Genomic DNA, 20,808 nt, shown 5'->3' with positions numbered 1-20,808 from the left:
TCGCCACGCCCGCAACCAAACTCCCACTCAGATTTCACCGACTCCGCACACTCAAGGCGGACCGGTGGATCGAGGCTTAGTGTCGGTGTCGGTGTCGGTGTCGGCGTCGAGGGCGGTGTCGGTGTCGGGGGTCGGCGTTAGGGTGGGGGAAACCCGATCGATGAGGACGACGCGATGACGCGAGATGCACAGACCGGCCCGGTTCCGATCGGGGATGGTGTGAGCCAGGCCACGCCTCTCGGCGTGGCCGCGACTGTGGTGTTGCTGCGTGACGGCGCAGACGGGCCCGAGGTATTGCTGCTCGAACGTCCGCACCATCGCGGCTCGTTCGCCGGTGCCTGGGTGTTTCCCGGTGGTGGCGTTGATCCAGAGGACCACTCATCAGCGGATGCCGCGGCCTCGCGTGGTAGTGCAGCGGCCGCAGGCGAGGCCGCCGAACAACTCGCCGCCCGCCGGGCCGCCGTGCGCGAGGTGCGAGAAGAGACCGGACTCGAGGTGTCGCCGGATGCACTCACCTCGACCGCGCTGTGGATACCGCCCCTGAGCGCGCCGAAACGCATGCGCACCTGGTTCTACCTCACGACGGCGCCAGCCGGCACCATTGTGCTCGCCGCAGATGAGGTCATCGACTACGCCTGGCTTCGGCCGGCGATCGCGCTGGAGCGGCACGCATCCGATGTGATGACGCTCGTGGCACCAACCTGGGTGACGCTGCACGGGCTGCAAGGGTTCGAGTCGGTGGCCGAGATCGTGGCGCACTTCATCGAGCGCGGGTTGGCGCACTACGAGACCCGACTCGGAGCGAGCGAGCGTGGGCAAGTGCTGTTCTGGGCGGGCGATGTAGCTTACGACGACCAGGCCGATATCGAGCAGAAAGGGGGCCGGCACCGGCTGGAGATCGGCCAGGTGCCGTGGGTGTACACGGCGAGCGATCGAGCGTAACGCCTCAGTCGCTCATCTGGCCGCCCGATTTGGCGCTTGCTCAGTGGGCCGTTCGCTCGGTGGGCCGCTTGGGCGGCCGGGTCAGGCGGCTGGGCCGACGGGGATCAACGACGGCACGCGGCAGTTCTGGCCGCTGACGAAGTTTAAGCACTCGTCGAACACGAGTGAGAACGGTTCGAACGTGGACTCACCGAACCAGTCATTGAAGAACAGCCAAAAGTTGAGGTTACCGTAGGTCGAGCATTCGTCGCCCTGATCACCAGCGTTCTGCACGGCCACCGGATTGGGCTGGTAGGGCGTGTAGTTGTATAGGTTGGCCGTGGCCTGGTTTTCGAGGGCGACCGGGGTCGAACCGCACTCGGCGTTGGGGTTGAAACCCACGTCGATCGTGCCGACCTTGAAGGCCCGGTCGGGTTCCTGGGTGTACTGCCGAAATTGCCAGGCAGCGTTGTAGACCTGGTTGAAGAAGCCGAAGTACTGGGCATCGCAATCCGCGGTGTCGGGGCAGCCATACCCGGTCGCGCGCAGATAGCCCGATTCGCTCGGTCGGGTCAGCAGCGACTGTTCCTTTTGCAGCAACACCAGCAGAACTTCGGGGCTAATGGTGCAGGCCGCCGCGATCTTCGCAATGATGCGGGCGGCGGTTTCGTTCTCGCCGCCAAAATAGGGCCAGCAATGCCCGGCACCCTGGGCCGGCTGACTCGTCGTGGTCTCGCGGTATTCCCACAGGCACGGCACGCCGTCGCTCGGCCGGCAGGAGCGCTCCTCGAGAAAATTCTGAATCTCGCTCTCGGTAAGGGCATCGGGGTTGAAGAAGTTGTAGTCGCTGATGATGAGGCCGGGGTTGAACGGGGCGGGTAGCGTCGCCGCGGTCGGTAGCGGCGCTGCGGCAACCGGTGGCATCGGCGAAGCGATCAGGGTCGCCAGCAGCCCCAGCAAAGCGACGCCGGTCGCCAAAATGCGCAGTCTGCGACGGGGCAGCGCGAATGTGCTCATACCAAAACCCTAACCGCGAGAGGCCGGCTCGCGGCACCCTTTCGGGAAGCGGGCACTCGATCCGAGGGGTGCCAGCGTCTCGAACGAGTGCCGCGACCCGCGGTCGACCAGAAAGAGGTCCAGCGCGTGCGCGGGTCAGACGGTCGGGGCCGGGATGACCACCATGGGCGACTGGATGTTCAGCACGATCGAGTGGCTCACCGAACCGAGCAGCAACTTGGACAGGCCCTTGAACCCGTGGTCGCCGACGACGAGGAGGGCCGCCCCGCGGGATGCGTCAAGCAGTACCGACTGGGCCGGTCCGCGCACGAGCGACGGACGGATGCGCACCATCGGGTAGCGCGCGGCGACGGTACGCAACGACTCGTCGAGGATGCGCCGGTGCAGGGTCTCCAGCGTGTCCAGAGAGCGGGCGTCGGGCTCGGTCGTGTCGCGCCAGACCAGTGGTTCCTGCCAGGCGTGGATCGCAAGCAGGTCTTCGCCGGAGCGTTCGGCTTCGGCCGCCGCGAATTCGACCGCGGCGTTGGAGGCGGCCGACCCGTCGATGCCGACCACGATGCCCGAGTGGAACGTACTGTCGCTCTTCGGAATGATCGCAACGGGCCCGTTGGCCGAGCCGGCCAGCCGCGCTCCCAATGACCACTCGTAGCGCAGGGTCGACCCGCGGCGACTGTGGGTTCCGACGACGACGAGGGTGTGCGTTCCGCTCAGTGCACGCAGTTCGGAGATCGGGTCACCGGAGAGGAGCTCGGAGTACACCGTCAGCGCCGGATACTTCGCGCTGACCCGATCCGCATCATCGATGAGTACCTCGCGGGCATGGGCCGTCGTAGAGTCTAGGGTGAAGTAGTCCGCCGATGACACGGTGCGATCGAGTACCCGCACCAGGGTGAGCTCGCCGCCGACCGCGCGGGCCAAAGACCAATCCAGAGCGGCTCGAGCCGGCTCCGTTCCATCCCAGGCAACGACCATTTTGGCGGTAGTGAGCGTGTCAGTCATGAGCCCAACCCTTTCTGCGGTGCTGGGCCGCGAGTGAATGCTCGGGTGACCGTCGCCGACTTCTGATTTTCAGGTTAGCCACACCGCTTACCCCCGAGTAGGGCCGAAAGTCACGAGATCAGCGACGGCATCCACGCAGCACGGTGCGCAACGCCGGTAGATTTCGGGACACGCCGTGATTGAGGCGCAGCCAGCTCGGCCGGTCGGTCTTCCGCCGGTCTCACGAACCAGAAGCGTGTCAGTGACGGATGCCGTACAGCGACTCGTAGACGATCAGGGCACGCATGGTACCTCCAAGAGAAACGTTGTTAGCGGGTGATGACGACCTTGAGTGCCTTCGTTTCGGCGGCGCGACTGAAGGTGTCGTAGGCCTCCAGAAACTGGTCGAAGTTGAAGTGATGCGTGGCCAGTTTCTCGGCTGGCAGTTTCTTGCTCGCGACGAGCCTCAGCAGCATCTTCGTGGTGTTGGCGTTGACCAGCCCCATGCTGATGTTGATGTTTTGAATCCAGAGGTTCTCGAGGTGCAGGTCGACCGGCTTGCCGTGCACGCCTCCGTTGGCGACGTTGCCGCCAGGCCGCACGATCTCAGTTGCCATGGTGAAGGTCTGCGGGATGCCGACAGCCTCGATGGCCACGTCAACACCGGCGCCGTCGGTCAGGGCCAGAACCTGCTCTTTCCAGTCGGCGGCACCGGAAACGACGGTGTCGGTCGCGCCACAGGAGCAGGCCCGTTCGAGGCGGTTCTCGTCGAGGTCGATCGCGATGATGCTCGCAGCGCCGTAGAGGCCTGCGGTGGCGATGGCGGCCAGGCCGACCGGGCCGGCGCCGATCACGGCGACGACATCGCCGGGCTTGACCCGGCCGTACTGCACGCCGATTTCAAAACCGGTCGGCAGGATGTCGCTGAGCATGGCGCCTTGGTCGTCGCTGACGCCCTCCGGCAGCTTGTGCAGGGAGTTGTCGGCGTAGGGAACGCGCACGAACTCGGCCTGGGTGCCGTCGATCAGGTGGCCGAAGACCCAGCCGATGCCGGAGGCACCCTCGTCGCCGAGGCAGTGCGAGTAGAGCCCGTTGCTGCAGTTGCTGCAGTGGCCGCAGCTCTTGATGCAGGAGATGATGACCCGGTCGCCGACCTTCAGGTTGCTGACGGCTGAACCGACCTCGGTGATCGTGCCGACGCCCTCATGGCCGAGGATGCGGCCGACAGTGACGGCGGGAACGTCTCCCTTGAGAAGGTGCAGGTCGGTGCCGCAGATCGTGGTGGTCTCCACGCGCACGATCGCATCGGTCGGGTTGTGTAGCGTCGGGTCCGGGACGTCGGTCCAGCTCTTCAGGCCAGGGCCGCCATAGACAAGTGCCTTCACGGGGTATCTCCTCTGTGGTGAATGGGTTGTGGTGAATGGGTTGTGGTGAATGGGTTGTGGTGAATGGGTTGTCCTGAATAAGTTGTGGTGAATAAGTTGTGACGAATGGGACGGGCAAACGACCCGTCAGAGCTACGGTACGACCGGGGCCCGGGTGCGGCTAGGGCCGAAAGTCCCGTAGCGTCGGCGCGGGGAATGGGCGGCTAATCGGGACTTCCGGCCCTATTCGCGAGGCCCGCGGACTGACAGGATAGAAATAAGGCGATGGGGCACCAGCTCTGGGCCCGCCCTTTCTAGTGCAGAACGAGGTAGAGCAATGAACCGGATGATTGTGGTCGGTGTCGACGATTCGGCTGCCGGCGAGACCGCCCTCGCGTGGGCCATGGCCCGGGCCGAGCACGTCAAGAGCCCGGTGACGCTCGTGCACACCGTGTACGAAACCTGGCTGGCCGACGGTTACGGCTATTACGATTCCATTCTCGACGCCGAGAAGAAGCTTCTCACCGACGCTGGCGCCCGCGCGGCGGCCCTCGCCCCCACTGTCGTCACCCACACCGAGCTGCGCACCGGCAGCGCACCGCGCGTGCTCAGTGAGCTGTCGAAGGACGCCGACCTCGTTGTCGTCGGTACCGATCGCAAGGGCCGGGTCGAGGGTGAACTGTTCGGCAGCGTCAGCCTGCAGATCGCCGCGCTGGCGACCTGCCCGGTCGCCGTCATTCCGTCGTTGCCCGAGACCGAGCGATCAGGCGTCTACGTCGGCGTCGACGGCTCGGTCGACTCGGTGACCGCCGTGGCCTTCGCCGCGGCCGAAGCCGACCGCACCAGCCAGGAGCTGTTCGCCCTGTACGCGGTGCACCTGCCGAATCGTCGGGTGCTGCGCAGCATCCCGGCCGAGGCCGTGACCGAGCGCATGGAAGAGGAACGCGTCGTGCTCGCCGAGTCGGTGGCGGGACTCAGCGCACGCTACCCCGACCTCGTGGTGCACCAGGTTCTCGAGACCGACGAGTCGCCGGCACGGGCGCTCGTGGCCGCCGCCCGACAGGCGCAAATGCTCGTGGTCGGCAGCCGTGGTCGCGGATCGCTGCAGCGCCTGCTGATGGGGTCGGTCAGTCACGAGGTGCTGTTGCACATCTCCTGCCCGACGATCGTCACCAGAACCGCCCACAAGTAGGGTTACCACCCGCCAAAGCGTGCTTAGGTTAGATAAAAAGTGGCTTGATGGGTGGGGACGAGAAGTATGACGGATCAGACTGCCGCTGAGCTTGCCCTTACCCAGGAACGAATGCGCGGCCTGCTCGATGCCGTCGTGTCGGTGGCTGAAGACCTCAGTCTCGAATCGGTGCTCGAACGTGTCGTGACCGCCGCCTGTCGGCTGGTGCAGGCCCGGTACGGTGCCCTCGGCGTGATCGGAACCGGCCCGGTATTGAGCCACTTCGTTACCGTCGGGCTCGATGAGGAAACCGTGCGCCGAATCGGGGCACTGCCGACCGGCCACGGCGTGCTCGGCCTGCTGATTCGCGAACCGCATCCGATTCGCCTGCACGATCTGCACGATCACGCCGACTCCTTCGGGTTTCCGGCCCATCACCCGCCGATGAAGTCGTTCCTCGGCGTTCCGGTTCGGGTGCGCGACACGGTGTTCGGCAACCTCTACCTCACCGAAAAAGAGGGCGGCGGAGACTTCACCGACCAAGACCAGGAACTGGCCGTCGCGCTCGCCGCGGCCGCCGGCGTCACGATTGAGAACGCCCGCCTCTACGACGAGGCCCGCCGCCGCGGAAGCTGGCTGGAGGCGGTCGCCGCCATGGGCCGCGACCTGCTGCGCCCGCACGATAATGACGAAGACAACGGCCTTGATCTGGTGGTGCAGCGCGTGCTTGTCGCCTCCGGTGCCGAACTGGCCGTGATCGGCTTTCCCACCGACGACAGCCTGTACTGTGCGGCCGCCGCCGGAGTGGAGCTTTCCGCTTCGGTCGCCGCCCACCTGGTCGGTAGCACGGTACTGCTGCGCGCCGGCACGCTGGACGAGCTGCACGACACCGGTGCGTCCTCAGCCCTCACTTCATCGCCCATTCTGGCAGCGGATGCCGCAGCCGGCCCGGCCGCGCAGTGGTCACTCCTGGGACCCACGCTGGTGGCCGCACTGGGGCCAGCCGGCGACGGGCAGGGCGTGATTTTGCTGTCGCGAGCACCGTCATCCGCTGGATTCAGTCTCACCGATGTGGAGATGAGCGCGGTCTTCGGTACCCAGGTATCGCTCGCTCTCGAGCTGGCCACGGTGCATCGGATGCGCGAGGAGCAGGCGGTGCTCGGCGACCGCGACCGGATCGCGCGCGACCTGCACGACCTCGTCATTCAACGACTGTTCGCCGCCGGGCTCAGCATGCAGAGCCTGCGCCGGTTCACCAACGATCCGGTCGCGCTTGACCGCATCAACGCGGTGACGACCGAGCTCGATGAGACTATTCGTGAACTGCGCGACACGATCTATTCCCTACGCGGAATGGCTCAGGACACCGGGACACTGAGCAGTCGCATTCTCGCCGTGATCAAAGAGGGCGCGCAGGGTCTGCCATTCGCTCCGCGCATCCGCTTGTCCGGGCCGATCGACGGACCGCTCGCCGACGACCTGCGCAGCAACCTGCTCGCTGTGATCTCGGAGGGGCTGAGCAATGCTGCCCGCCACGCGCAGGCGACTAGTATTGACATTTCGGTTGACGCCCAGGGCGAGCGGATCAAGCTCGTCATCGCCGACAACGGCATCGGTTTCAGCAAGCCGGCGCGGCGCAGCGGTCTGGACAACCTCAAGGAACGCGCGGCGCTGCTCGATGGTAAGTTCTCGGTGCGCAGCACCCTCGGAGAGGGAACTCGGCTGCGCTGGTCTGTGCCGGTGCCGGAAATTACGGTCGGCGTTCGTCTCCACGTTTCGCAACGAAAACAGCAGCCTGGGTTCGACGCTGAAAATCCAGCTTTGCGAGCATCGTCGACACGTAGTTCTTGACAGTCTTTTCGGCCAAAAACATGGTCTGGCCGATTTCGCGATTGGTCAGGCCCGCACCGATAAGGTCGAGCACCTTGCGCTCCTGCGCGGTGAGCGTTGCCAGCCGGGCATCCTGCGGGTCGGCCAGGCCCGCGATGATGCCGGCCTTGACCGCCGGGTCGAAGAGGGATTCGCCCGCCGCCGCCCGCCGAATCTTACCGAGCAGGTCGGTGCTGCGAATCTCCTTGAGCAGATAACCGGCCGCGCCGGCCAGAACCGCACCGCGCAGCGCCTGCTCGTCGTCGTAACTGGTGAGAATGAGGCACTGCTGGGCGTCGTCAACCGAACGCACGTCCCGGCAGACCTCAATGCCGGTGCCGTCGGGCAGACGGGCATCGAGAATGGCCACGTCGGGGCGCAGCTCGAGAATGAGCGGGGTTGCCTCGGCGGCCAGACCGCAATCGGCCACAACATTGAATCCTTCGCCCTCGAGCAGCTCCCGCAGTCCGCGCCGAACCAGCTCGTGATCGTCGAGAATGAAGACTCGTACGGGAGCGGCCGTGGCGGCATTGCTGTTCATGGGAGTCCTTCCGTTTCGCTGTCTAACCAGTGTCGCGCCGGGCTATACCCGGGGACTAGGGCCAAAGGTCCGGTCCTTCAGGAACGCACCAACCGCGCGATGGCAGCGGATGCCTCGCGCAGCTTGGCCTCGGCTTCGTCGCCGCCGGCGACCGCCGCGTGCAGCACGCAGTGGTTCAGGTGATCGTCGAGCAGCGCGAGCGCGACCGATTCGAGCGCGCTCGTCATGGCGGAGATCTGCGTGAGGATGTCGATGCAGTACTTGTCGTCGGTGACCATGCCCTGCAGGCCGCGGGCCTGACCCTCGATGCGACGCAGGCGCTTGAGGTAGGCATCTTTGTTTGAAATGTAGCCGTGCGGTCCGTTGTGGGTCTCCGCCGGGTGTGACTCGTGCATAAAAATGTCCTCTGCGTCGTTCATGAACCCTCGTCACATTACTGTACCCCCTTGGGGTATATTAGCAGAATGGTACCCCCAAGGGGTATGCTCGCAGGAGACCCCCCTTCACGGGGAAATAGAAAGGTTCTGAACATGAACAGCACGACCACCGCCTACGGCGTCGACGGAATGACCTGCGGCCACTGCGTCGCGAGCGTAACCGAAGAGATCGGGCTCCTCGAAGGGGTCGAGAACGTCACCGTGGAGCTTGTCAAGGGTGGCACCTCGCAGGTGACCGTCAAGAGCACCGCCGAGCTCGACCGTACCGTGGTCGCCGCCGCCGTTGAGGAGGCGGGCTACCAGCTGGTGTCCGCGGCCTGATGTCGGATGGTCAGCAGATTGACCTTCTCGTCGGTGGGATGACCTGCACCTCGTGTGCCGCCCGTATCGAGAAGAAGCTCAATCGGATGCCCGGGGTCGCCGCCACGGTCAACTACGCCACCGAAAAGGCGAGTGTTTTCGTGCCGGACGGCACGAGCATCGACGACGCCATCAAGACGATTGAAGCCACCGGCTACTCGGCTGCGCGGCCCGCAGCCGCACCCGTGGCGGATACCGGCAACCCCGAGCTTGCCACCCTGCGCCAGCGCCTGCTCGTCTCGGCCGCGCTGACCCTGCCGGTCGCCGCCCTGTCGATGATCCCGGTGCTGCAGTTCACCAACTGGCAGTGGCTGGCCCTGGTCCTCGCTGCCCCGGTGGCGATCTGGGGTGCGTGGCCGTTCCACCGCGCCGCCTGGGTGAATGCTCGCCACGGTGCCGCGACCATGGATACGCTGGTCAGCGTCGGCGTGCTCGCCGCCCTCGGCTGGTCGCTCTATGCCCTCTTCTTCGGTATGGCCGGAATGGCCGGCATGACCATGAGCTTTACCTTCTCGGCCACCCCTGGGGGCGGCGCCGACGAGATCTATCTCGAGGTGGCATCCGCTGTCACGGTGTTTATTCTGGCTGGGCGCTACGCGGAGGCGCGAGCCAAGCGCAATTCCGGAGCGGCGCTGCAGGCGCTGCTCGAACTCGGCGCGAAGGAAACCACGCTGCTGAAGGATGGCGTGGAGAGCCGGATCAGCACCGCGCTGCTCGTGGTTGGTGATGAATTTGTGGTGCGGCCGGGGGAGAAAATCGCGACCGACGGCCTGATCGTCGACGGTTCGAGTGCGATTGATGCGAGCCTGCTCACCGGTGAATCGGTGCCCATCGAAGTCGGGCCGGGCGACAACGTTGTGGGGGCAACCCTGAACTCCGGCGGGCGCCTCGTGGTGCGGGCTGTCCGGGTCGGCGCTGACACCGAGCTGTCGCATATTGGCCGACTCGTGGAACAGGCACAGACTGGCAAGGCCGAGGTGCAGCGCCTGGCCGACCGGGTCTCCGCCGTATTCGTGCCGATCGTGATCGGGCTCGCCCTGGCGACCCTGGTCGGCTGGCTTCTGGTCGGCGCCGGTGCGACGATGGCGTTCACCGCCGCCGTCGCGACGCTCATCATCGCCTGCCCGTGCGCGCTCGGGCTGGCCACGCCGACCGCGCTGCTCGTGGGAACCGGGCGCGGGGCGCAACTGGGCATTTTGATCAAGGGACCGCAGGTTCTGGAGTCCACGCGCCGGGTCGACACTATTGTTCTCGATAAGACCGGCACGATCACGACCGGGCGCATGACGCTGTCGAGCGTTGTGCCCCACGAGTGCGGTCCTGTCGATGAGCTGCTGGGGCTGGCGGGGGCAGCGGAAAGTGGGTCGGAGCATCCGATCGCCCGCGCCATCACGGCGGGTGCTGTGTCGCGGCTGGGCTCGGTTCCGCCTTCGTCGGCGTTTCTGTCGGAGCAGGGGCTCGGGGTGCAGGCCGAGGTGGACGGACGCCTTGTGCTGGTCGGCCGGCCCGCCTGGTTGGTTGAGCGGTGGGGGCTCAGCGTACCGATCGAGCTGCAGGCCGTGCTGGGCACCGCGGAGAGGCTCGGCAAGACCGCCGTCATGGTGGCCTGGGAAGGGCAGGTGCGCGGGGTGCTGACTGTCAACGACACGGTGAAGCCGACCAGCGGTTTCGCGGTCGAACGCTTTCGGGCGCTCGGCCTCACGCCCCTGCTGGTCACCGGCGACAATCTCGCGGCGGCGCAGAGCGTCGCCGACTCGGTCGGCATTACCGACGTCACCGCCGGGGTGCTGCCCGCCGACAAAGCCCGGGTCATTGCGCGGTTGCAGGCGGAGGGGCACGTGGTGGCGATGGTCGGTGACGGCGTGAACGACGCCGTCGCCCTCGCGACCGCTGACCTTGGCATTGCGATGGGTTCGGGCACCGATGTCGCGATCGAGGCAAGTGACCTCACGCTCATGCGCAGCGATCTGCTCGCCGCAGCGGATGCCATCCGTTTGTCTCGTCGTACCCTCACGACGATCAAGGCGAACCTGTTCTGGGCCTTTGCCTACAACGTCGCGGCGATTCCGCTCGCGATGGCCGGGCTGCTGAATCCGCTGATCGCCGGCGCTGCGATGGCGCTGTCCTCCGTGTTCGTGGTGACCAACAGTCTGCGGTTGCGCGGCTTCCGGGCGCTCCCGGTCGACTAGGTATTTCCTTCCAGGGTCGGGCATTCCTGGTTCCGGGTTCGGGCTTCTTGTGCCCGGGCCCGGGCCCGGTCGCAGTGCCCATGATCTATCGTGGGCTCGGTTCCGTAAGATGGGCCCGGGGCGAGCGGATGCCCCCGCTGTGTCCCCAGGCTTGCGTGAAGAATACCCCTCGGGGTATACTTGGCGCGGAGGTAAACGTGAGAATCATCATTGTGGGCGGGGTCGCCGGCGGAATGTCGGCGGCAACCAGGTTGCGTCGGCTCGACGAGACGGCCGAGATCATCGTGTTCGAGCGTGGACACTACGTGTCATTCGCGAACTGCGGGCTGCCGTATTTCGTCGGAGGAGTCATCCGTACGCGCAGTGACCTGCTGCTGCAGACCCCCGGATCGCTCGGAGCCCGCTTCGCGCTCGACGTGCGCATCGACACCGAGGTCGTGCAGATCGACCGCCAGGCCCAGACCGTCTCGGTGCGCAATCTGCTCACCGGCGAAGAAAGCCTCGAGAGCTACGACCGCCTCGTGCTCGCCGCCGGCGCCTCGGCGCGTTCCGGCGCGACCGACAGCACCATTCCCACCCACACGCTGCGTACGGTCGATGACGTCGACCACATTACCGCGGTGCTCGGGGGCGTCGAAACGGCATCCGCTGTGGTGATCGGCGGCGGATTCATCGGCCTCGAAGCCGTCGAAAACCTCGTGCACCGCGGCGTGCAGGTGACCCTCGTGCAGCGCGGCAATCAGATCTTCACCCCCCTCGACCCCGAAATGGCCGCGCCCGTGCTCGACCGGCTGCGCGAACGCGGCGTCGACGTGCGCCTGGGCACCGTCGTCATTGGAGCTTCCGGGCAAAGCGTCATGCTGAGCGACGGTACCACCGTGCCCGCCGACCTCGTCATCGACGCGAGCGGCGTGCGCCCCGACGTGACCCTCGCCGAGCAGGCCGGCCTGCGCATCGGCGAGAGCGGCGGAGTCTGGGTCGACGGCACCCAGGCCACCAGCGATCCACACATCTTCGCCGTCGGCGACGGCGTCGAGAAAACGGATGCCGTCGACGGCTCCGGCACGCTGGTCACCATGGCCGGACTCGCGAACCGCCACGGACGCTCCGTCGCCGACAGTATCGTTGGCACTCCCGAGCAGGCTGAACCGGCCGTCGGCACCGGAATCGTCGGCATCTTCGGCCTCACAGTGGCCACGGTTGGTTGGGGCGAAAAGCGTCTGATCGCCGCCGGGCGCGCCCACCGCATCGCGCACACGCACCCTGCTAACCATGCCGGATACTTTCCGGGCGCGGAGGGGATGTCGATCAAACTGCTCATCGATACCGAATCCGACGCCATTCTTGGCGCGCAGATCGTGGGCGGTGCGGGGGTGGACAAGCGCATCGATGTGCTCGCGGTCGCGATGGCGGCCGGGCTGAGCGCATCCGCTTTGACGCGTCTGGAACTCGCCTATGCGCCGCAGTATGCCTCGGCGAAGGACCCGATCAACCAGCTCGGGTATGTCGCCGACAACCTGGCCAAGGGTACGAGTGTGAACCTGCAGTGGCACGAGCTGGAGGCGGCGCGCGCGGCCGGCGCTGTGCTCGTGGACGTGCGGTCTGCGGGCGAATTTGCCGCCGGCAGCATTCCGGGCGCGCTCAACGTGTCACTCGACGAGTTGCGAGCCCGACTCGCTGACCTTCCGCCGGTGCCGCTGATCGTGCATTGCCAGGTCGGTCAGCGCGGCCACACCGCTGCGCGCATTCTCACCCAGCACGGATTCGACGTGCGCAACCTCGACGGCGGCTACCGCACCTGGCTGGCCGGAACCGTCACTTCACCCATTTTGGAAAGAGCCCTGATATGAAAGAAATCACCGTCACCGAGCTGTCCGCGCTCACCGAACCCGTTGTCATCGACGTGCGCGAACCGTGGGAGTACGAAGCCGCCCACGTTCCCGGCGTGATCCACATTCCGATGGGCGAGGTCGTCGGGCGAATCGGCGAGATTCCAGCGGATGTTCCGGTGCACGTCATCTGTGCCCTCGGTGGACGCAGCGCGCAGGTGGCGGAGTATCTGGCCGCGCACGGCCACGACGCTGTGAACATTGCCGGCGGCACCACCGCCTGGCAGCAGGCCGGTCTGGCGACCGAGCAGGGGGTCTGAGATGACGACCGAAGATACCCGGGCTGCCGAGCAGAAAAAGATCCTGAACCGGTTGCGCCGGGCGCAGGGGCAGCTAACCGCCGTCATCGCCGCGGTCGAGGGCGGCGGCAATTGCCGCGATGTCGTGACTCAACTGGCTGCCGTGTCGAGTGCCCTGGACAAGGCCGGCTTCGTCATCGTGTCGACCGCGATGCGCGATTGCATCGCGAACCCCGACAATGAGAATTCGCTGACGGTCGCCGAGCTCGAGAAGTTGTTCTTGACGCTCGCTTAACACTTGCGGGCGGGGTTCTGCTCGCCGGGCGCACCTTAGGCGACGGGGCCCATGATCTATCATTGACCCGTTTTCGGGCCCGGGTTCGGAAACAAGAAAAACTCAGGCGGCCGGAGTCACTCCGAGACCGGCCAGCATCTCCGTGACGTTCGCCCGGATCTGGTCGCGGATGCGCCGCACCTCCTCGATCGGCCGGCCGGCCGGATCGACGAGCTCCCAATCGACGTAGCGTTTGCCAGGGTAGATCGGGCAGGCATCGCCGCAGCCCATGGTGATCACGACGTCCGCCGCCTGCACCACGTCGTCGGTGAGCGGCTTCGGAAATGACTCGTCGAGCGACAGGCCGAGTTCGACCATGACCGCGACCATGGTCGGGTTCAGCTCGGGCAGGGGCATCGATCCGGCCGAACGCACGTGCACGGCACCGCCCGACAGGGCATTGGTGAACACCGCGGCCATCTGCGATCGGCCGGCATTCTGCTCGCAGACGAACAGAACTTCGGGCACCGGGCGCTCGATCGCACCCTTGGCCTGGCCCAGTGCATTCAGGCGTTCGCGAGCAAAGCGTGCCGTGCGGGTCGTCAAATGAGCCTTCACGCTCGACGTGCGCAGCAGCCCGGTATAGGACTCGAGCACGTAACGTTCGACGGTCTCGGCGGCGAAGATGCCGTGAAACTGCTCGGCGAGCTCACCGGCGAGGCGCTTGAGCGACTCTTCCGGGTAGGTCAGGCCGGGAAGCATGCCTAAGCCTCGACCGGCAGAATCTCGGCGAGCAGCGCCTGGATGCGCGCCTTGATCTCATCGCGAATGGGGCGCACGCTTTCGATGCCCTGGCCGGCCGGGTCGTCCAGCTTCCAGTCCTCGTAGCGCTTGCCTGGAAAGATTGGGCAGGCGTCGCCGCAGCCCATTGTGATGACGACGTCGGACTGCTTGACGGCCTCGGTCGTGAGGATCTTCGGCACGTTGCCGGCGATGTCGATGCCCTCTTCGGCCATCGCGGCGATCGCGACCGGGTTGATCTGATCCTTCGGCTCCGAGCCGGCCGAGAGCACCTCGACGCGGCCCTGCGACAGTGCGGTCAGAAAGCCAGCGGCCATCTGCGAGCGTCCGGCGTTGTGTACGCAGACAAACAGTACGGAGGGTTTCATTTCTAAGTTCCTTCAGTTAGACGAGGGTACGAGTGGATGCTGCGGCCGGCGCAGAGTCGGCCGCCGGCTTCCATTCGGGAAAGAGTCGCGGTTTCAGCCAGAGCGCGACGTAAACGAGCGCGACGAGCGCGGGTACTTCGATCAGTGGGCCGACGATGCCGGCGAGGGCCTGGCCACTGAGGGCACCGAATGTTCCGATCGCGACGGCGATAGCGAGCTCGAAGTTGTTGCCGGCGGCGGTGAAGGCGAGCGTCGTGGTGCGCTCGTAGCTCATACGCAAGAGCCGTCCCGTGAGGAAACCGATCAGAAACATCACCGCGAAATAGACCAGCATCGGCAGCGCGATACGGGCGACATCGCCGGGGTGATCGATGACCTGCTGGCCCTGCAGAGCGAACAGCATGACGATCGTGAACAGCAGACCCCAGAGCGCGAATGGGCCGACCCGGGGCAGAAAGCGAGCCTCGTACCAGTCTCGGCCACGGCGGGCCTCACCGATGCGACGAGACAAATACCCGGCCAGCAGCGGAATGCCGAGGAAGACGAGCACGCTCGCGGTGATCGCCCAGATTGAGAATTCAGCGCTCGTGGTCGACAGGCCGAGCCAGCCCGGAAGAACCTGCAGGTAGAACCAGCCGAGCGCGCCAAACGCGACGACCTGAAAGACCGAGTTCACGGCGACGAGAAACGCGGCGGCTTCGCGGTCACCGCAGGCGAGGTCGTTCCAGATCAGCACCATGGCGATGCAGCGGGCAAGGCCGACGATGATCAGTCCGGTGCGGTACTCGGGCAGGTCAGGCAGAAAGATCCAAGCCAGGGCGAACATGAGCGCGGGGCCGACCAGCCAGTTCAGCAGCAAAGAGGAGATCAGCAGGCGCTTGTCGCCGGCGACAGCACGGGCATCCGTGTAACGCACCTTGGCGAGCACCGGGTACATCATGATCAGTAGCCCAATGGCGATCGGCACACTGATCGAGCCGATCGTGAACGCGTGTAGCAGATCGCCGACGACCGGAACGAACACTGCGAGCAGCAGGCCGAGGCTCATGGCGGCGAGGATCCAGACTGGCAGTAGCCGGTCCATCGCGCCGAGTCGGGTGGGGGCAGGTGCCGTAATGCTCACAAATCTCCAAGTCTTGACGACAGCGATTCGCGGTAGCATTGATCGTTGTCGATATCCACGCTAGATCAATACATTGACCAATGTCAATCTAAGGAGGATCTGTTCAGATGACGTTTACCCGGACCCTGCCCCTGACCGATATTTCTCAAGCGGATGCCTGTTCCTCCTCGCTCGCTCGCTCGGCCATCGCGCCCGACCACGCGGACTCCCTGGCCCGCTCGCTCAAAGCCCTCGCCGACCCGGCTCGGCTGCGCATCATCTCGATCGTGGCGGCCCACGCCGACGCCGAGGCCTGCGTCTGCGACCTGACCGACCAGCTCACGCTGAGCCAGCCGACGATCTCGCACCACCTGAAGGTGCTCGTCGATGCGGGGTTTCTGACCCGGGCCAAGCGGGGGACCTGGTCGTACTACAGTCTGGTTCCCGGCTCGCTCGATTCCGTCGCGGGCGTGCTGGCTGCCGTCTGACCCGGCCAGCCGATATTTGGTGGATGAGTTCGCCGATAGAAGCGTTATCGCCCTGCCGGTCGACCCCCGCCTCGCCGACGCGCTCGACGCCGCGATGATCGTGGTCGGCACTCGCGAAACCGGCGTGCAGCAGGTCTTCGACGGCTCCGTGGCTGTACATCTCGCCCACCGGCAGCACCGGCCGGTCATCTTCATTCCGCTCGCCCCCGTAATCGTCCGCGACGAGCTGCCGGGGAGTCGGAGCGGTAGCCGCCCATCCGCGCGGGTATGTCGCTTCGCTGCCGCCCGGTCGTACTGCCGCCTCGCGCTTCAGCCGTGTCCTGCCGAAAAAGTGTATTCTGGCTTCGGCGATGGATCCCGCCGGAGCAGTCGCTCAAACCGCCTTCGCTGATGGTTCCTGCTCTGGTTGCGACAGAACCACCGCGACAAAGAGGTAGGTGCATCATCGAGAGAATCACGCCGCGCGCCGTGCATCTGCGCTGGCGCTACCTCGGCCTGGTCTTTCTCGGCGGAACGGCGGGTACCGCCCTGCGCGAAGCGCTCTCGCTGACACTTCCTGACGGTCGCCTACCGATGACCACGTTTGGAATCAACCTGCTCGGCGCCCTGTCGCTCGGCCTGCTGCTTGAGGCCCTCGTGCGCAGCGGACACGATGCCGGCGGTCGCCGTACCCTGCGACTCCTGCTCGGCACCGGCCTGCTCGGCGGCTTCACGACCTACAGCGCGCTCGCGACCGACAGCGCACTGCTACTACACGGCGGCGAGATCGGCGTCGCAGTCGGTTACGCCCTCGGCACGGTTCTGCTCGGTGGTGCGGTGACATGGCTCGGCATCGTGCTCGGTGCCGCTCTGCACCGGCATCCAGGGGCGAACGGATGACCCCGCTCCTGTTTCTGGGGATCGCCTGCGCTGGCGGCGTGGGCGCGGCCGCCCGCTTCTACCTCGACGGCCTGGTGCGTTCCCGCCTCGGCGGTGCGTTTCCGTTCGGCACGATCATCATCAATGTGAGCGGCTCGCTGCTGCTCGGCCTCGTCACCGGCCTCGCCCTGAACTATCTGCTCGCGCCGGAGTGGAGCCTCTTGCTCGGTGTCGGCCTGCTGGGCGGGTACACGACTTTCAGCACGGCGAGCTTCGAGACCGTTCGGCTGGCCCAACAACGGCGGTATCTGGCCGCGCTGGCCAACGGGATCGGCATGCTCGTGGCATCCGTTAGCGGCGCTGCGCTCGGTCTGTGGGCGGGACTCGCGCTGGGCTGAGGGCGCGGCGGCCAGGCTGCGACCACGGGCCCATGTTATAGAGGTGGGCCCATGACCGATCATGCGCCCGCTTTCCGGTCCCGATCGACCGCGCCACGCGTCGCGCGGGACCTGCGCCGCTACGCCCCCAGTTGCGCGGGACTACTGTGCAGCGGCGCAACTCCCGCGTACCGTCGACGTCTGCCGTGATCGCGCAGCGCTCGGGCCGGTCACCCGGCGGACTCCTTGAAATAGAGGTGGGCGTGTAGGCGGCAGCCGGGGTTGAATTCGGCGGCGCAGTGCGGGCAGCGTTCGACCTGGCGATACTCCGTGATGCTGAGCTCGCGGTGGCAGGCTCCGCACAGAATGGCGAGCTCTGACCACTCGGATTGCGGCCACCGCCGGGCCGTATGCGGAACAGACTCAAGCTGCACGGCCTCATCGTGGCACTGAAAGCACGGGTAGTAGCGCCGGCAGCAGGCGAACTTGATCGCCACGATGTCCAGCTCCGAATGAAAGTGGATGCACCGGGTCGCCGAATCGAGAACCGCCCCGAACACGGGCGGCGCACCATTCGTTTGCGAGGGCGGCGTATCCGTTCCCGTCTGTATCACGTCGCCATTCGTCGGCGGCAAGGCAATCGCCGTGAGCGCGCCATTTCGTCCCGAGGGCGCAAGGCCGTTATGCGCCGTTGGCGGCGCAGCATCCGTTCCCGTGGGCGCCGCGCCGCCATTCGTCGGGGTCGCCCTACCGGCGGCCGCACTCATCGCACGCCCGAACGGTCCAGGCGCTGAGCTGTCTGCAGGCATCCCCAGTGTCGCTATTCTGCTGTTCCTGCAGCGGTCATCTGCTCAGTGACGAAAGCTTCGAAGGCGGCGGCATCGCTATTGGAGCCCGAGTACTTCACGCCATTTACCAGGACCGTCGGGGTTCCCTTGACTGCGTCAATGTCGGAGTTGGGAATCGGGCCATCGAGCGCGCGCTGCGTCGAGGCGTCGACCCAGTCGGAGTAGGTCTGGTCGGCGATGCAGCTGGCGACCTCGCTGGAGGTCACCCCGGCTCCTTCAACTAGGCTGGTCAGCTCGGCATCGGTCAAGCCGGTCGTGTTCTCAGCGGGCTGACCGGCGAACATCGCCGCGTTGAAGTCGAGAAAGTTGTTGGGATCGTCGTTGGCCACGCAGGCAGCCGCATTTGCGGCGCGGGTGGCGTACTCGGTGCCCGACGACAACCGGTCGAGAATCGAGATCGGGTGCACCTCGACCGTGGCATTTCCGGCGGTGACCCATTCGGTGATCTGCTCACCGTTGGTGGCCTCAAAATCACCGCAGATCGGGCAGAGGTAGTCGACGTACATCACGATGTTGGCCGTATCTGCAAGGGCGCTCTGGTCGGTGGCGATCGGGGTGGCATCGGCGTCGAGGGCGGCGGCCGTGGCAGCGGAGACCGTGGTACCGTCGCTGCCGAGCAGAATTCCGTCGCTGGCCATGTTGGCCGGGCTCGCCGCGGCCGGGGCGGTGACGTTGTTCACGATGACCACGGCGACAATGGCGACCACGGCGAGCAGGCCAATGCCGATGCCTCCGCGCAGGAAGAGTCGACGGCGCTTGTCCCGCTTGACTTGTTCGGCGCGCATGAGCCGGGCGGTTTCACGGGCCTCCTCGCGTCGGTCTTTCTTGGGCGGGCGGGCCTGGCCGGAAGTGCTCATACGGGAGTTCACCATTCGTTCGTCGCTGCTGTTGCCTACGACGTTAGCGGCCCTGCCTCACGGTCCGGTTCCGAGAGGCTGTAAGGCGGCTGTGAGAACCCTCCGGAACGTGCCAAACCGCGGTGCCCCGTGGGTCGGGTCAAACGGATGCTTGTCTAGCATTGGGTTTGCGCCCTGGGTCAGCGGTTCTCGGCGCTCGGGGGAGTTAGGCCGCGCTGGCGCCCGAGGCAATGTTGATTACCGCGACCGTGGCGCAGCGGCATAGGCGGTCGCGTGTGCCGCGTACTGGGCGCGGATGACCGGGTGAAAGTCGGGCGCCGGCTCGGCCACAATGGCCGCGCCCCAGGTCGGGCGGATACCGGTGAGCGCCCACGCCGCCTGCACCGCCCCGCCGTCGGCGACATACTCGCCCGGCGCCGGCACCACGACGGGTGCCCCGAACACCTGAGCGGCAATGGCCCGCACGGCCGGGTTCTGCGCGGCCCCGCCGATCAGCAGAATGCGCGTGACGCTCACGCCCAGCGCCTCTACGGCGTCAAGGCCGTCGGCCAGCCCACACAGCATGCCCTCGATCGCGGCGCGTGCCAGGTTCGGCCGGGTCGTCGACGCAAGAGTCATTCCGAAAACGGATGCCGTCGCCTCCGGCAGGTTCGGCGTGCGTTCCCCGGCGAAGTATGGCTGCAGCACGAGGCCGCGGGCTCCGGGCTCGGCTTCGAGGGCGAGCCGGCCCAACTCGTCATAGTCGACGCCGAGCAGGGCCGCGATGGAGTCGAGCACCCGTGCGGCATTGAGGGTCGCGACCAAGGGCAGAAAGTCTGCGGAAGCCGAGGCGAACCCGGCGACGGAGCCGGAGGCATCCGTTGTGGGCTGATCGGTGACAGCGAACACGGTGCCGCTCGTGCCGATCGACACGATGACGTCGCCAGCGCTCGCGCCGAGGCCAAGGGCGGCGCCCGCGTTGTCGCCGGCACCCGCGGCGACAACGATGCCAGCTGGCAGCCAGGAGTCATGGGTGCCACCGAGTTGCGATGTGACGCCGGCCTGTTCGGCGGCACCGAGCACGCGGGGGAGGACGGCAGCGTGGCCGAGGGCGAGTTCGAACAGGTCCAGGTCGTAATCGCCGGTGCTCGGCGACCAGTACGCAGTACCGCTCGCGTCTGAGCGGTCGGTGGTGAGCTCGGTCAGCACGGGGCCGAGGGGGGTCGTGGCGGCCGGGCCGAAACCGCGCAGCCGCCAACTGAGCCAGTCGTGCGGTAGGGCGACGGCCGCGACGCGTGCCGCGTTGGCCGGCTCGGCATCCCGCAGCCAACGGAGCTTGGTGGCGGTGAAGGACGCGACTGGAACGATTCCGGTGCGGGCGGCGTACTCGTCGGCGCCCACTTCGGTGAGCAAATCGAGGGCGGCCGGGGCGCTGCGGGTGTCATTCCAGAGCAGCGCCCGGCGAATAACCTCGCCGTCGATATCGAGCACGACCATGCCGTGCTGCTGGGCGGCAATGGAAATGGCGGCGACGTCGCCGAGTCCTCCAGCGTCAGCGACCGCCTCCTGCAGGGCGTCCCACCAGGCGGCGGGGTCGACTTCGGTTCCTTCGGGGTGGCTGGCCCGGCCGGAACGCACGAGCACTCCCGTGTCAGCGTTACGAATGACCACCTTGCAACTCTGTGTCGACGAATCGACCCCGGCAACCAGCGTCATGACATGTCCGTTCGTAAATGGGAGCGGCATAACTCCTGCAGTTTGCGCGGCCGGCGTGTGGCTTTGACGAGAAGTCGCGGGTGCCGGTGCGGCCGGTCGACAACTTGCATGAGTTATGCGCGGGGGTGTGCGGTGGCTAATTCAGGAGATTGCGCGTGCAGCTCA

General features: G+C 66.3%; 22 protein-coding genes, 1 pseudogene and 1 riboswitch. Of the genes and pseudogenes, 12 read left to right on the top strand and 11 right to left on the bottom strand.

The features are described 5' to 3' along the window. The first annotated feature begins 174 nt into the window (after positions 1 to 174). Positions 175 to 942 (top strand): NUDIX domain-containing protein, encoded by a 768-nt coding sequence (locus tag CXY73_RS16375; RefSeq protein WP_104178286.1) that lies wholly within the window; start codon positions 175 to 177, stop codon positions 940 to 942. Between the two features lie 81 nt (positions 943 to 1,023). Here the strand turns inward: CXY73_RS16375 and CXY73_RS16370 are convergent, their stop codons facing one another. The 3 genes from CXY73_RS16370 to CXY73_RS16360 form a co-directional block, all read right to left on the bottom strand. Continuing rightward, entirely contained in the window at positions 1,024 to 1,938 is a 915-nt protein-coding gene (locus tag CXY73_RS16370; RefSeq protein ID WP_104178285.1) for a hypothetical protein, read from the bottom strand. A 135-nt stretch (positions 1,939 to 2,073) separates the two neighbouring features. Beyond that, on the bottom strand, positions 2,074 to 2,937 hold the full coding sequence (locus CXY73_RS16365) for a universal stress protein (protein ID WP_104137657.1): 864 nt from the start codon (positions 2,935 to 2,937) through the stop codon (positions 2,074 to 2,076). 308 nt (positions 2,938 to 3,245) lie between these two features. Then, the gene (locus CXY73_RS16360) at positions 3,246 to 4,301 is read right to left on the bottom strand and encodes a zinc-dependent alcohol dehydrogenase family protein (protein WP_104178284.1); all 1,056 of its coding nucleotides are present in this window, start codon (positions 4,299 to 4,301) and stop codon (positions 3,246 to 3,248) included. Between the two features lie 316 nt (positions 4,302 to 4,617). On the opposite strand from CXY73_RS16360, the gene CXY73_RS16355 reads away from it, so the two are divergent. After that, complete coding sequence (locus CXY73_RS16355) at positions 4,618 to 5,472, top strand: universal stress protein (protein WP_104137650.1); 855 nt, start codon at positions 4,618 to 4,620, stop codon at positions 5,470 to 5,472. A 66-nt stretch (positions 5,473 to 5,538) separates the two neighbouring features. Beyond that, positions 5,539 to 7,302: a GAF domain-containing sensor histidine kinase gene (locus tag CXY73_RS16350; RefSeq protein ID WP_104137647.1), complete on the top strand. Its 1,764-nt coding sequence runs from the start codon at positions 5,539 to 5,541 to the stop codon at positions 7,300 to 7,302. Here CXY73_RS16350 and CXY73_RS16345 read toward each other — a convergent pair. After that, positions 7,202 to 7,861, bottom strand: coding sequence for a response regulator transcription factor (locus CXY73_RS16345; protein ID WP_104137644.1), 660 nt, complete (start codon positions 7,859 to 7,861; stop codon positions 7,202 to 7,204). The two genes, CXY73_RS16350 and CXY73_RS16345, sit on opposite strands and share 101 nt — an antisense overlap. 77 nt (positions 7,862 to 7,938) lie before the next feature. Continuing rightward, positions 7,939 to 8,280: a metal-sensitive transcriptional regulator gene (locus CXY73_RS16340; RefSeq protein WP_233198401.1), complete on the bottom strand. Its 342-nt coding sequence runs from the start codon at positions 8,278 to 8,280 to the stop codon at positions 7,939 to 7,941. 111 nt (positions 8,281 to 8,391) lie between these two features. On the opposite strand from CXY73_RS16340, the gene CXY73_RS16335 reads away from it, so the two are divergent. The 5 genes from CXY73_RS16335 to CXY73_RS16315 all read left to right on the top strand — a co-directional run bounded on the left by CXY73_RS16335 (position 8,392) and on the right by CXY73_RS16315 (position 13,270). Then, complete coding sequence (locus tag CXY73_RS16335; RefSeq protein ID WP_104137641.1) at positions 8,392 to 8,619, top strand: heavy-metal-associated domain-containing protein; 228 nt, start codon at positions 8,392 to 8,394, stop codon at positions 8,617 to 8,619. Further along, complete coding sequence (locus CXY73_RS16330; RefSeq protein ID WP_104178283.1) at positions 8,619 to 10,847, top strand: cation-translocating P-type ATPase; 2,229 nt, start codon at positions 8,619 to 8,621, stop codon at positions 10,845 to 10,847. Before CXY73_RS16335 ends, CXY73_RS16330 begins: the two co-directional genes overlap by 1 nt. A 197-nt stretch (positions 10,848 to 11,044) precedes the next feature. Continuing rightward, a complete protein-coding gene (locus tag CXY73_RS16325; protein WP_104137634.1) occupies positions 11,045 to 12,697 on the top strand; it encodes an FAD-dependent oxidoreductase in 1,653 nt (550 codons plus the stop codon). Beyond that, complete coding sequence (locus CXY73_RS16320; protein WP_104137631.1) at positions 12,694 to 12,996, top strand: rhodanese-like domain-containing protein; 303 nt, start codon at positions 12,694 to 12,696, stop codon at positions 12,994 to 12,996. The genes CXY73_RS16325 and CXY73_RS16320 overlap by 4 nt, the downstream gene beginning before the upstream one ends. 1 nt (position 12,997) lies before the next feature. Beyond that, complete coding sequence (locus CXY73_RS16315; RefSeq protein WP_104178282.1) at positions 12,998 to 13,270, top strand: metal-sensitive transcriptional regulator; 273 nt, start codon at positions 12,998 to 13,000, stop codon at positions 13,268 to 13,270. 102 nt (positions 13,271 to 13,372) lie between these two features. Here the strand turns inward: CXY73_RS16315 and CXY73_RS16310 are convergent, their stop codons facing one another. The 3 genes from CXY73_RS16310 to arsB are packed head-to-tail and all read right to left on the bottom strand — an operon-like array spanning position 13,373 to position 15,502. Continuing rightward, entirely contained in the window at positions 13,373 to 14,011 is a 639-nt protein-coding gene (locus CXY73_RS16310; protein ID WP_104137625.1) for an arsenate reductase ArsC, read from the bottom strand. Positions 14,012 to 14,013: 2 nt separating this feature from the next. Further along, positions 14,014 to 14,418: an arsenate reductase ArsC gene (locus CXY73_RS16305; protein ID WP_104178281.1), complete on the bottom strand. Its 405-nt coding sequence runs from the start codon at positions 14,416 to 14,418 to the stop codon at positions 14,014 to 14,016. A gap of 16 nt (positions 14,419 to 14,434) precedes the next feature. Then, entirely contained in the window at positions 14,435 to 15,502 is a 1,068-nt protein-coding gene (arsB, locus tag CXY73_RS16300; RefSeq protein WP_233198405.1) for an ACR3 family arsenite efflux transporter, read from the bottom strand. 146 nt (positions 15,503 to 15,648) lie between these two features. Between arsB and CXY73_RS16295 the strand changes: the two genes are divergently transcribed. From CXY73_RS16295 to crcB, 4 genes and pseudogenes are all read left to right on the top strand, one after another. Next, complete coding sequence (locus CXY73_RS16295) at positions 15,649 to 16,008, top strand: helix-turn-helix transcriptional regulator (protein ID WP_104137616.1); 360 nt, start codon at positions 15,649 to 15,651, stop codon at positions 16,006 to 16,008. Between the two features lie 19 nt (positions 16,009 to 16,027). Then, positions 16,028 to 16,192: pseudogene (locus tag CXY73_RS23255) on the top strand (universal stress protein); the annotation flags it as partial. A gap of 153 nt (positions 16,193 to 16,345) precedes the next feature. Beyond that, a riboswitch (Fluoride riboswitch) is annotated at positions 16,346 to 16,415 on the top strand. A 61-nt stretch (positions 16,416 to 16,476) separates the two neighbouring features. Then, positions 16,477 to 16,887: a CrcB family protein gene (locus tag CXY73_RS16285; protein WP_104178279.1), complete on the top strand. Its 411-nt coding sequence runs from the start codon at positions 16,477 to 16,479 to the stop codon at positions 16,885 to 16,887. After that, positions 16,884 to 17,264 (top strand): fluoride efflux transporter CrcB, encoded by a 381-nt coding sequence (crcB, locus tag CXY73_RS16280; RefSeq protein WP_104137607.1) that lies wholly within the window; start codon positions 16,884 to 16,886, stop codon positions 17,262 to 17,264. The genes CXY73_RS16285 and crcB overlap by 4 nt, the downstream gene beginning before the upstream one ends. Before the next feature lie 209 nt (positions 17,265 to 17,473). Here the strand turns inward: crcB and CXY73_RS16275 are convergent, their stop codons facing one another. The 3 genes from CXY73_RS16275 to xylB all read right to left on the bottom strand — a co-directional run bounded on the left by CXY73_RS16275 (position 17,474) and on the right by xylB (position 20,643). Further along, positions 17,474 to 18,010, bottom strand: coding sequence for a CHY zinc finger protein (locus CXY73_RS16275; protein ID WP_104178278.1), 537 nt, complete (start codon positions 18,008 to 18,010; stop codon positions 17,474 to 17,476). 53 nt (positions 18,011 to 18,063) lie between these two features. Beyond that, the gene (locus tag CXY73_RS16270; RefSeq protein ID WP_104178298.1) at positions 18,064 to 18,948 is read right to left on the bottom strand and encodes a thioredoxin domain-containing protein; all 885 of its coding nucleotides are present in this window, start codon (positions 18,946 to 18,948) and stop codon (positions 18,064 to 18,066) included. 237 nt (positions 18,949 to 19,185) lie between these two features. Beyond that, positions 19,186 to 20,643, bottom strand: a complete 1,458-nt coding sequence (gene xylB / locus CXY73_RS16265; RefSeq protein ID WP_104178277.1) for a xylulokinase — start codon at positions 20,641 to 20,643, stop codon at positions 19,186 to 19,188. Positions 20,644 to 20,808 lie beyond the last annotated feature (165 nt).

Source organism: Cryobacterium sp. Y50 (genome assembly GCF_002929805.1).
In the GTDB taxonomy this organism is placed as follows: Bacteria; Actinomycetota; Actinomycetes; order Actinomycetales; family Microbacteriaceae; genus Cryobacterium.
The sequence above is the reverse complement of the archived record's forward strand: the minus strand, read 5'-3'. Positions and strand labels throughout refer to the sequence as shown.